The organism is Legionella longbeachae, assembly GCF_004283175.1.
Classification (GTDB): Bacteria; Pseudomonadota; Gammaproteobacteria; order Legionellales; family Legionellaceae; genus Legionella; species Legionella longbeachae.
In genome coordinates this window covers 1-9,400 of the sequence record NZ_RXNW01000001.1, presented here as the reverse complement: position 1 = coordinate 9,400, position 9,400 = coordinate 1, and the positions used below count along the sequence as shown (strand labels likewise).

Genomic DNA, 9,400 nt, shown 5'->3' with positions numbered 1-9,400 from the left:
TCGAAACAGTTGCTTACCAGGAAGATAAAAGTTTTATATTGCAAAAGTCTTGTTCATTGAAACGGATATCGCTTGTACTGTTATATATTGAGTTGACGTACCAAATAAAGTACCTGATTTAGTATCCCCATTAGATAATGTCCCGGAAAATGGGGCTAAATAATTGGTCTCATTATGAGGTGTAATCGCATAAGTATAATTGATATCTAAGAACCAGGTGGGATGGATAAAATAAGTCAGGCCAATTTGAGCCACTCCACCCCACATCCACTTGGAACTTGAAAAACTAACGGGCGCGCCTGAAACATTTATATGTTCACCGTCGATATCTGCATATCCTGTAATATTATAGATATTGGTTCTTGTACCAAATAGCGATGGCCCAATACCCAAATAGGCATAACTCTTTTTAAATGAATGCCCAATAAATGGAATTAAATCTAATTCATGATTCACTTGGGTTTGTACTGAATCAATAGTAGCACGGCCAGTAAAATCAATTGTAGTACCATCCACTGAAGTAACTGAACCCACCTGGGGCGCAACAATGTTTGCATCTGTAGCAGTTATCGATAAATATCTATAGGAAAATTTAGTTCCCCAGAGCCAGTCTGTATTAGAAAAAAATCTAGCATAGCCTATCTGTGCCTCTGGAGCAAATGTAGTTTGTGTATCGTGAAAAGGAGTAGCAGGGCCATTAGCAGAACCGGACGCCACTAAAGTAGTACCAGAATAAATATCTGTAGTTCCAATGAGTGGATCTAGATATTGATCGAGCTTAACCGAATTATAACTTCCACCAAGTCCAATAAAAAGAAACGACGGGAGCATTTCAGACTGAGATATAGATCCCACTGTACCTGCAAAAATTAAATTGGAGTACACAAGAAAAGGTAAGGGTATTAACTTAAATTTAATCATAATCATAAATCCTGTAAAATAATCCCAAACTTCGTTTAATAAAATGAAGTATTATGTGCAACTGATCTTAATAAGCTGCAGTAAGTCTTAGTGGCTATCTGAAATGAGTCCATGCGTGATTTACTTGCAGGATTATCTTAATTTTCATAAGGATAGGCAAGTAATTTCCTCAAAAAGATATTAATCAGGGAATCCGTCATTCCTGATATTCATACCTATATCAACTCTCGTTAATCTCACCCATATAAAATAAGAAATAGACACATATGGTGGAGAATAAAATGCCTTATGAACCACAAGATGATTTCTCATTACTACGTTCACACAGTGGACGCTTAATTACGGCAGCCGCCTTTGTTAATAAACAATTTTTAGGAACCCCCTACGGCTGTACTTCAATTCCAGAACGTTTGCTCAATCAAAGATTTTTACTTGAGTTAACACTCAATGGACATAAAATCTATACTAATGGACCCTTTTTTACCGATGAGTTGGGGAATGAATTAACAAATTCGGGTCAAGATTCAAAATATGGGCAGGGTAACTTAATTTATAAAATAAGCGTGAGGCGGCCCTCTGATCCTTTGCTCTATTCTATTACTTATGAAGAAGCTGATTTTGCTATATTTCATCCTCTGAGCGTACCCTCTACGTATAAAAATAAAGAAAAGGAATGGCCAAAAAAACGAGAAGCCTTTTTAAAGGCATGCAATCAAGGAAAAGTCAAAGTAGAGCCTAATGTTGAGGCATTAGAAAAACAAGGACTTATTGTAAATCATGTGATTCATCGGCCTAATCATGGATTACACCACTCCCTTCGTGTAGCTGCTTCGGTACCGACAATCTTGGGATTTTTAGGAGAAAACCAAACAGCATCCCAAATAGAAAAATTACAACTTATGATGCTATTTAGCGTTGTGGGTAGAGAAGATGAAACTGGTTTTCGTGAGACAGGGGAATGGGGTATAGGAAAAGAAACGTATCAAAGATTTCGTACTACCTCTGGCTTAGCTTATTTAGATTATTGTCAAGCGAAAGAAGGTATCTATACATCTGATGAAAAAGCCCGTTATCTCGATTATCGTAATGCTCTGACAGTGGAATTAATGGGATTCGCTAAGATTAATCATGCGCTAAGCGCAGGTAAAGTAAGTTCCATTACCAACAAAGATCGTTTAAAAGACCGGATACTTAAAGATACTAAAAGATTGGTGGAGATGGGAACCTTAACCCCAGAAGAAGCAGATCAAATTAATAAAGCCCCAAATAAAGATAAAGCAGTAGAAGATTTGATAAATAAGATTATGGATCCAAGGCAAGAACGATACATACTTGGGGATGCAATTCCAGGAGTTTTAGTACGCTTTATTGAGGAAAATTACAAAAAACTCGCCATTCCCAAAGATATGTTCAAGGCAATTGAACAAGCCCCAAATAAAACAAAGGTAATCAAAACACTAATTCCTAAAATTTTATCTGAAGAGGATAAATGCAAACAAATTTTGCCATTTCTATTCCCTAATGATGCAACGCAAGCAATCAATTATGAATTGGAAATCATGAATTGGGCTCATGGTTTAGACTTATCCAGATGCTACCCTTTAGAGGCTAAATATGCCGTAAAAGTGATTCCTATGCCACCAGGTATTAAACCTGGATCCTTAAATTGGGAGAGTGCCTTATCAGCAGAATTAAATAAAAAGCATCAAAATTTATTAAAAGATATGGATAAAAATGAAGGCCTTGTGATTATAAAAAGCGCAAACGATTTATTTTATATTCGACACCTTGATTCCCGAGGAGAAATTCGATTTTCTGAAATAAACAAAAATAAAAACCCAAGCTTAATCGACTTATTAAATCAAACAACTGCCCCTAAAACACTTCAGATGAGTCAATTGTTATTAGCTATTGCTGATAAAGCAGGTCAATTACCTCATAAATCACAATATTTCGGTAATGTTCAAAGCATGGTCGGCCTAATTTTTTCGAGGAGTGGCGGTAATTGGGATAATTTTAAGAATGAAATGGATAAACTTTATGATTTTTTTAATAGTATTCAGGAAATGCATATAAGAACAGGTGAGCGTATAAACTTTAAACTATACCCTAAAGAAGATTTTTTAAAAAACTTTGTTAATTTACCTGAAACAGAAAAACTTTTTAGTGAATATCAAAAAAATCCTCAATTATTCGTCGAAAAATTTACTGCTCACATGCTCTCTAAGCTTTACGACGGAACAAATAAGCAGAATTATAATAATCAAGCTTTTCGTATCTTTGCTGAAACTCCAGAGGGAATTAGGCAGAGAGATTATCTTGCTGAGGCGACAAATTGTGCACGTTTAATTGATAGTGTGCCCAAACCAAAAGAGGCATTGAAAACCAGTGATCTGCCAGAAATTAAATCTTTGAGTTATGATTCTAAAGAAAAAAAGATGCTCCTCGTTTTTGCAACCGAGGAAGAGGCAATAAAGTTTCAAGATCTATATAAAGAAGTAAACAAAAAATCTTCAGATTTTCAGAGTGATGGTTTGAATGTAGTCATTCCTTTAGAGCGCTATAAATATTTACGCGATAATCGCTATCTCAAGTTTCAATTAGAAACCATACCCGAAAAACATAGTGAAGAAGAAAATTTAATTGATCCTAATACCGGTGAATATAGTGCTTTGCAATTAATTTCAAAACAATCAGCCGTTGTACGATTACATAATACAATCCTGGATAATGAAGGTAAACGTGCTTATGATTCTGAATTAACCGCGATGAACAATCCCGGCACTTCTCGGTATGTTGCGGCTACTCGAACTCATTTCGCCACGCTCACTGAAAAAGAACAATACGAAGAGCGAAAAAACATCCGAGTTCCCCTAACTGGAATCCATCAGGTACGTAAAGAATATTTAGAAGCTTCCCCACCTGATCCCCGTTACCAGCAACCTGCTCTAATTGAGCTTGATCATCCTGATCTTGCCGCAAACGCTGTTTATTTCAAACAAGGTGGAGCAAAAAACACTCGCTTTCTTGGAAAAACGGCTTATACCCTGTTAAATCCTGAAGGCAAAACAGAATTATTTTTGGGAGCAAGGAACAAACGACACTTATACTTCCCTATTGGAATATTATCTGATGTGAATTATATGCACAAGGGAGGTGAAAAATTTATATGGAAAGAGAATGCTACCAGTTGGGAAAAACGATGGTTAGGTGCTGATAAGCACCCTCTTTTCAAAGAAGGAATTAGCTTAGAGGAATTAAAAAAACAACAAAAAAATGGGGATGCTTTTGAAAAACAAAATGAATTATTACTGCGTGGTACAAAGGAAGCAATCCGAGCTTTAGTGGCTCCCAAAAACACTTTATTTGATCGATTAAATCTAGCAACACAAGCATTACAGATTAAAGAAAACTATAACATTACCGTACCTCTTATAATTTTGGATCCAAAGGATCCTTCATGCCCCAAAATTTACACTGAAAAGATGATACGCGATGATCTGCAAGAAGTAATACAAAAAGTACGAAAACATCAATTACCTTATGATGATAGCTTTGTTACTATCAAAAAAGAAAAAAATGGCCCAGAGATTTCTGTCCAAAAAGATAAAGAACTACAAAATGAATTAATCAAACAATTATTGGAGAAATGTGGATTTGTTGTATCTTTAAGTACAAATACTAACCTTCCCATTAAAGATAGACTCACAATAGATAGCACCCATTTAATCAGTGACGATTCTATAAAAATAGATAAATTCCTGGAAAACCTAAGTGTGCCAGGAGGAGTGTATGCAGAAATGGAGCAAATTTCTGATCCTGAGCACTTTGATAATTTATCAATCGAACAAAAGGACAATTTTTTTATCAAACAAGTTGCCTTAGGAAATTTGGAAGTCATAGAGAATCTTCTAATAAAATGTAATTACTTTCCCAGCCCAGTCCTCTTTGAAAAAGCAAACGAAATAGCTTCAAATCGGCTCGAAAACACACAATTCGATAAAATAATGGAAAAAATTGTCTTAATAGGATTACAAAAAACTACAATTAATTTTCGAGAGGCCTGCAAAAATATAACTCCAGAGCAATTAGGAACTGACATGTTTTCGCACTTCTTGTTGGAAAAAACTAAAGATGCCCTAAAAAGGTATATACCCGGACGCGAAGAAATAATTGACGAATTCTATTTAAAAATTCCCTCGCAACATAAGTTGTTGCAAGCTTTCGAAGATTTAAATCAAGTTATTTCATTAGCGAATCTAATCAAGCAAACGGAAGATTTAAAGCAGCCCCTTACACGGGCAATTAGGTACGCTGATACATTTAAAAACACAATAAAAGAGCAAGCAAATGAGTTAACTGTAGAAGATAAGTTCCAAATAAGAAAAGAAATACAAAATAAAATTAATGAGATAATTCCTGAGAAGAATTTTTTTAAGGAGAATGTAGCGAATATTGTATCCGGAATAAAATGCCAAGATCTTTCAGAAAAGGATCAGATAAATTTATTTTTATACAATTGGCAGTATAAGAACGGCCAATCACCTATTCGCAGGCCTAGTCCAAATAACTTACAACAGATAGAATCAATAATCCCACTCAATAAAAGTGAATTAATACTCAAAGCAATATGGAAGAATAAATTCACTACATTATCTCGCCTAGATCCAGTAATAGCAATACGAGTGGCTATTGAAAAATATCTCTTGATTCATGCAACGACTGAAAAGAAACTAACAATAGAACAAATAGAAAAGTTGATAAGCGTAGCAGATTCAGCTAAAAAAAACCTAGCGGATAATAGCAAAGATAACTCCAAAATAACCCTAGTGAATAATTTGATTGAAGCACTCGAACATAATGACGAAAAACTTATAAGCAAATTAATTAGTACATCAATAGTTAGTAATTTCAAGGATTTTAAGGAAAAATTTGAAACCAGTAAAAGTAAACAAAATTCAAACTCAACTAACTTTTCATTAACATGAGGAAATTTGAATGAAAATGCAAAGAGCAATAGAAAAAATAGTTAAAAACCACCCTAATCTTGATAAAGAAAAAGTTCAGGATTTACTATGTGGAATCATTAATTACCACTCACGTCCTGCAGCGAAGACTGATTTTGATCCTGAAAAATCGATTGTTGAAGAAGCTTATCTATTTATAAAGAGAAATGAAGATATATTACAATTATGCGAAGAAGCAGACACTATTATCTCTCTTGAAACAATAGCACATGTATTTGAAAATCCACATGGGAATACATTTAAAATAAGCTAATTTTGGGGACTGTTAAGCCATAAAATAGACGGGAGGAGCAAAAGCCTTTTTCGCTGAAAAATTTATCAATCAGTAATGCTGCCGAATCACTTTACGTTCCAGAGTTAACTGCGGATATGGCAAAGAACAAAGCCCTGCATCTTTCAGGGCAATTCCCTATGGTAAAACTACGCCCAATATGCTGTGATGGACTGTTAAAATTGAGCTACTCATTGTGGTGGATAATGAATAATATCATGAATTCGCGATACATGATGGGTTGTATTCCGATAGCCATGTGTTTGACTCGCATTAAAACGAAAACCCTCTCCTTGGCAAAGTGTTTTCCAACATCCATTAAGCCATACATCAATAACTCCCTCTATAACAATGACATGCTCAATAACTCCATATTTATGAGGTGGTGAAAAATGTTCGCATCCGGGTAACAATTCAATAACAAATAATTCAAAATACAATTGTTCATCAAAAGGAAATAAAGGAAATACCCGTATTTTTTGATCCGCGGGATGTAAAGTTTGCGCGTTTCCTATACGATGTATGGGATTGGCTGAACTATCCAAAGTGTCTTCAATAAACGAAGAAAAGGATGTTTGAAAACCACTGGCAATTTTCCATAAGGTAGCAATGGTTGGACTTGATTCCTCCCGCTCTATTTGCCCCAACATCGCTTTAGAGACACCTGTTTCCAAGGCAGTTCTATCCAAACTCCAGCCTCGCTCCTGTCGTAATGATTTTAATGTTTTTGCAATACGTTTTGAAATTTCTTGCATTATTTCTCTCGAAATGATTGTGCGTTTTAACGCACAAGTCTATACTGGGCTATTATGCGTTATAACGCACGAATTGTTAAGTAAGTTTAGGAGATTATTATGACAGCGATTTTATTTAAAAATAAATTAGTTGCTGTTCTCAACAAACGTATCGAGCATGGTAAGGTAATGAATGCCCTTGCTCATATGTGTATTGGTTTAGGAGCTGTAATTGGCGCAGATGAACAATCTCATCCCCATATTTCCGAAATACCGTTTATTATACTTTGTTAAAATTCAAATTAAATTAGTAAGTTACGGAAAAATTCTTTATCAAAAAATGTCATTTCTAATGATTTTACAGACACAATGACTGTGGGGACTTATCAAGAAACAAATTGAAAAAACGGATCAAGTCAAAGCGAATGAAGTGACATATTATGACATTGTCTTGTTTGGAGATTGGAGTGTGGTGACCGAGCTAAAACGAAAGTGCTCTTTGTAGCGATAAATTAAAAAACAAGAGTATGTACGATGAAAAAAATATTTTGGGATAATCCATATCAACATCAATTGATGACAAAAGTGGTATCAGTAAACGAGAGTCGACTGCTTTTTGAGGAGACGATTGGATTTTCGTTTTCGGGTGGGCAAGAAAGCGATCGGGTAACTGTCAATGGTCTTGAGGTAACTCATTCTGAACTAGAAGGGGACTTGATTTATTACACCCTGCCTTCAGGGCACGGAATCGCTAAGGGGGATGCTGTCCTAATGGTAATCGATTTTACTCGCCGCTATAAATTGATGCGATTACATTTTGCTGCTGAATTGATTTTAGAGTTGGTTCAAAGAACCATTACTGCTAGAAAAATTGGTGCCCATATTGCTGAAAATAAGGCTAGAATCGATTTTAGTTATCAACACAATATCTCGGCCATATTTGAAAAGATTTTGCATGAATATAATAAAATTATTGCAACAGATAAACGTATTATTACCGGATTTTCTGATATAAATCGCCAAAAACGATACTGGGAAATTGACGGTTTTTCTAGAGTTTTGTGTGGTGGGACCCATGTAAAATCAACATCTGAAGTAGGTTATATTACTTTAAAAAGACTGAATATAGGCAAAAACAAAGAGCGTATAGAAATTTATCTGATAAATTAATCATCCCGAAAAGGCGAGTTGGCCTCCTAAAAAACGTTTATTCCCAAACTGTTTTAAATTTGCGGTTATCTTGTCAAATCGAAAATCTATAAAATATGCTCTTTATTCTTTGGAAAAATAATCTGGGATTCGTTTCACTGCTCATGATTTATGACGTATTTTTATTGCTATTGTATAAATCAAGAGCACGATCATCCCTTAATCTCCGTCTCTTTTATCGACTAGAACATTTATGATTACCAACATAAAGCTTAAGAAAGCATGAACATACCTGTACATTTTTTGCATATCCCCTGCAATATATGATTCTTTCCCAACAGATTTCCATAATAGTACCTTGGTAAAATCTCTTTTTAAAAACCGAAATTGAAGCAAAAAAGATTGTCTTTAATTAATTAAAGATGATGCACTTGCCTGCTTCAAGAAACCACAAAAAAATAGGAGATAGAATGTTTAAAAATGTACGAAATAAGTTTTTTGAATCCATAGGTCCAGAACAACAAGTCAGTTTCTTTAAATTTGCAAACAAGGTTGCAGAAACTATTAATCTTGTGATTACTAGTAATCGAGATAATGAGCAATTTATTGCGAAATTTAATAGAGGTCTGGATTCACGAATAGGTGATTTAAGCAAATCTGCAGAGGAAGTAGAATGCCTTAAGTATATGAAAAAAACCTTCAATACTAACCGAGTTTTTGATGTGGGCTCCGTGTTATATCATTTAAGACACTATTCCCAGGACACAGTAAAAGCTGCAATTCAATCAGTCATCAGTTGTTGCAATGGTGGATGCTCTATGTTACAGCTTGGCGAAAAGGAATTATCACAGCTCAATGCTGGTATTTTAGCGTTGAGAGAATACATAGGAAAAGTTGAAGAGGATCCTATCAATGGCGCAAATCAACCTTGCACTATACTGGTTGGAAATGGGACAGAATTTACTTTTCAGAACGGAGAGGAGGCATGCGCTGCGATAAGGGAAGTAGTTAACGCTGTCAAAATTGCAAATATGCCCCAGTAAAAAAGCATAATAGACGGGCAAGTTAACCATCACACAATCGTGGTTAACTTACGAAAGCCTTTGGCAAAAAGCAAGCTCTGAACCTAGGCATTTTTTTTAAAAAAAAGCGGCTAAGAAGCCGCTTTGGTAAAAAGACCCTGGCGATGACCTACTTTCACATGAGGAAGCCTCACACTATCATTGGCGCATGTTCGTTTCACTTCTGAGTTCGAGATGGATTCAGGTGGTTCCAAACCGCTATAGTCGCCAGGAAAA

The 9,400-nt window shown here is 35.3% G+C and carries 7 protein-coding genes and 1 rRNA gene; 5 read left to right on the top strand and 3 right to left on the bottom strand.

Going from position 1 to position 9,400, the window contains the following annotated elements; translation table 11 throughout:
- Positions 1-33: 33 nt before the first annotated feature.
- Positions 34-921: a hypothetical protein gene (locus EKG34_RS00040; RefSeq protein WP_003632377.1), complete on the bottom strand. Its 888-nt coding sequence runs from the start codon at positions 919-921 to the stop codon at positions 34-36.
- 281 nt (positions 922-1,202) lie between these two features.
- Here EKG34_RS00040 and EKG34_RS00035 point away from each other — a divergent pair, with 281 nt between their 5' ends.
- Both EKG34_RS00035 and EKG34_RS00030 read left to right on the top strand, forming a co-directional pair.
- Positions 1,203-5,909 carry a SidE phosphodiesterase domain-containing protein gene (locus tag EKG34_RS00035; protein ID WP_003632378.1) on the top strand — a complete coding sequence of 1,569 codons (4,707 nt, stop codon included), beginning with the start codon at positions 1,203-1,205 and terminating at the stop codon, positions 5,907-5,909.
- Between the two features lie 10 nt (positions 5,910-5,919).
- Positions 5,920-6,201, top strand: coding sequence for an RNA-binding protein (locus EKG34_RS00030; RefSeq protein WP_003632379.1), 282 nt, complete (start codon positions 5,920-5,922; stop codon positions 6,199-6,201).
- 209 nt (positions 6,202-6,410) lie between these two features.
- Here the strand turns inward: EKG34_RS00030 and EKG34_RS00025 are convergent, their stop codons facing one another.
- On the bottom strand, positions 6,411-6,974 hold the full coding sequence (locus EKG34_RS00025) for a helix-turn-helix domain-containing protein (RefSeq protein ID WP_003632380.1): 564 nt from the start codon (positions 6,972-6,974) through the stop codon (positions 6,411-6,413).
- A 99-nt stretch (positions 6,975-7,073) separates the two neighbouring features.
- On the opposite strand from EKG34_RS00025, the gene EKG34_RS00020 reads away from it, so the two are divergent.
- The 3 genes from EKG34_RS00020 to EKG34_RS00010 all read left to right on the top strand — a co-directional run bounded on the left by EKG34_RS00020 (position 7,074) and on the right by EKG34_RS00010 (position 9,145).
- Positions 7,074-7,247 carry a DUF2000 family protein gene (locus EKG34_RS00020; protein WP_003632381.1) on the top strand — a complete coding sequence of 58 codons (174 nt, stop codon included), beginning with the start codon at positions 7,074-7,076 and terminating at the stop codon, positions 7,245-7,247.
- Between the two features lie 240 nt (positions 7,248-7,487).
- A complete protein-coding gene (locus EKG34_RS00015) occupies positions 7,488-8,123 on the top strand; it encodes an alanyl-tRNA editing protein (protein WP_003632382.1) in 636 nt (211 codons plus the stop codon).
- Between the two features lie 449 nt (positions 8,124-8,572).
- Positions 8,573-9,145: a hypothetical protein gene (locus tag EKG34_RS00010; RefSeq protein WP_003632383.1), complete on the top strand. Its 573-nt coding sequence runs from the start codon at positions 8,573-8,575 to the stop codon at positions 9,143-9,145.
- A gap of 135 nt (positions 9,146-9,280) precedes the next feature.
- Here EKG34_RS00010 and rrf read toward each other — a convergent pair.
- Positions 9,281-9,396: ribosomal RNA gene (rrf, locus tag EKG34_RS00005) — 5S ribosomal RNA — on the bottom strand.
- Between the last annotated feature and the right edge of the window lie 4 nt (positions 9,397-9,400).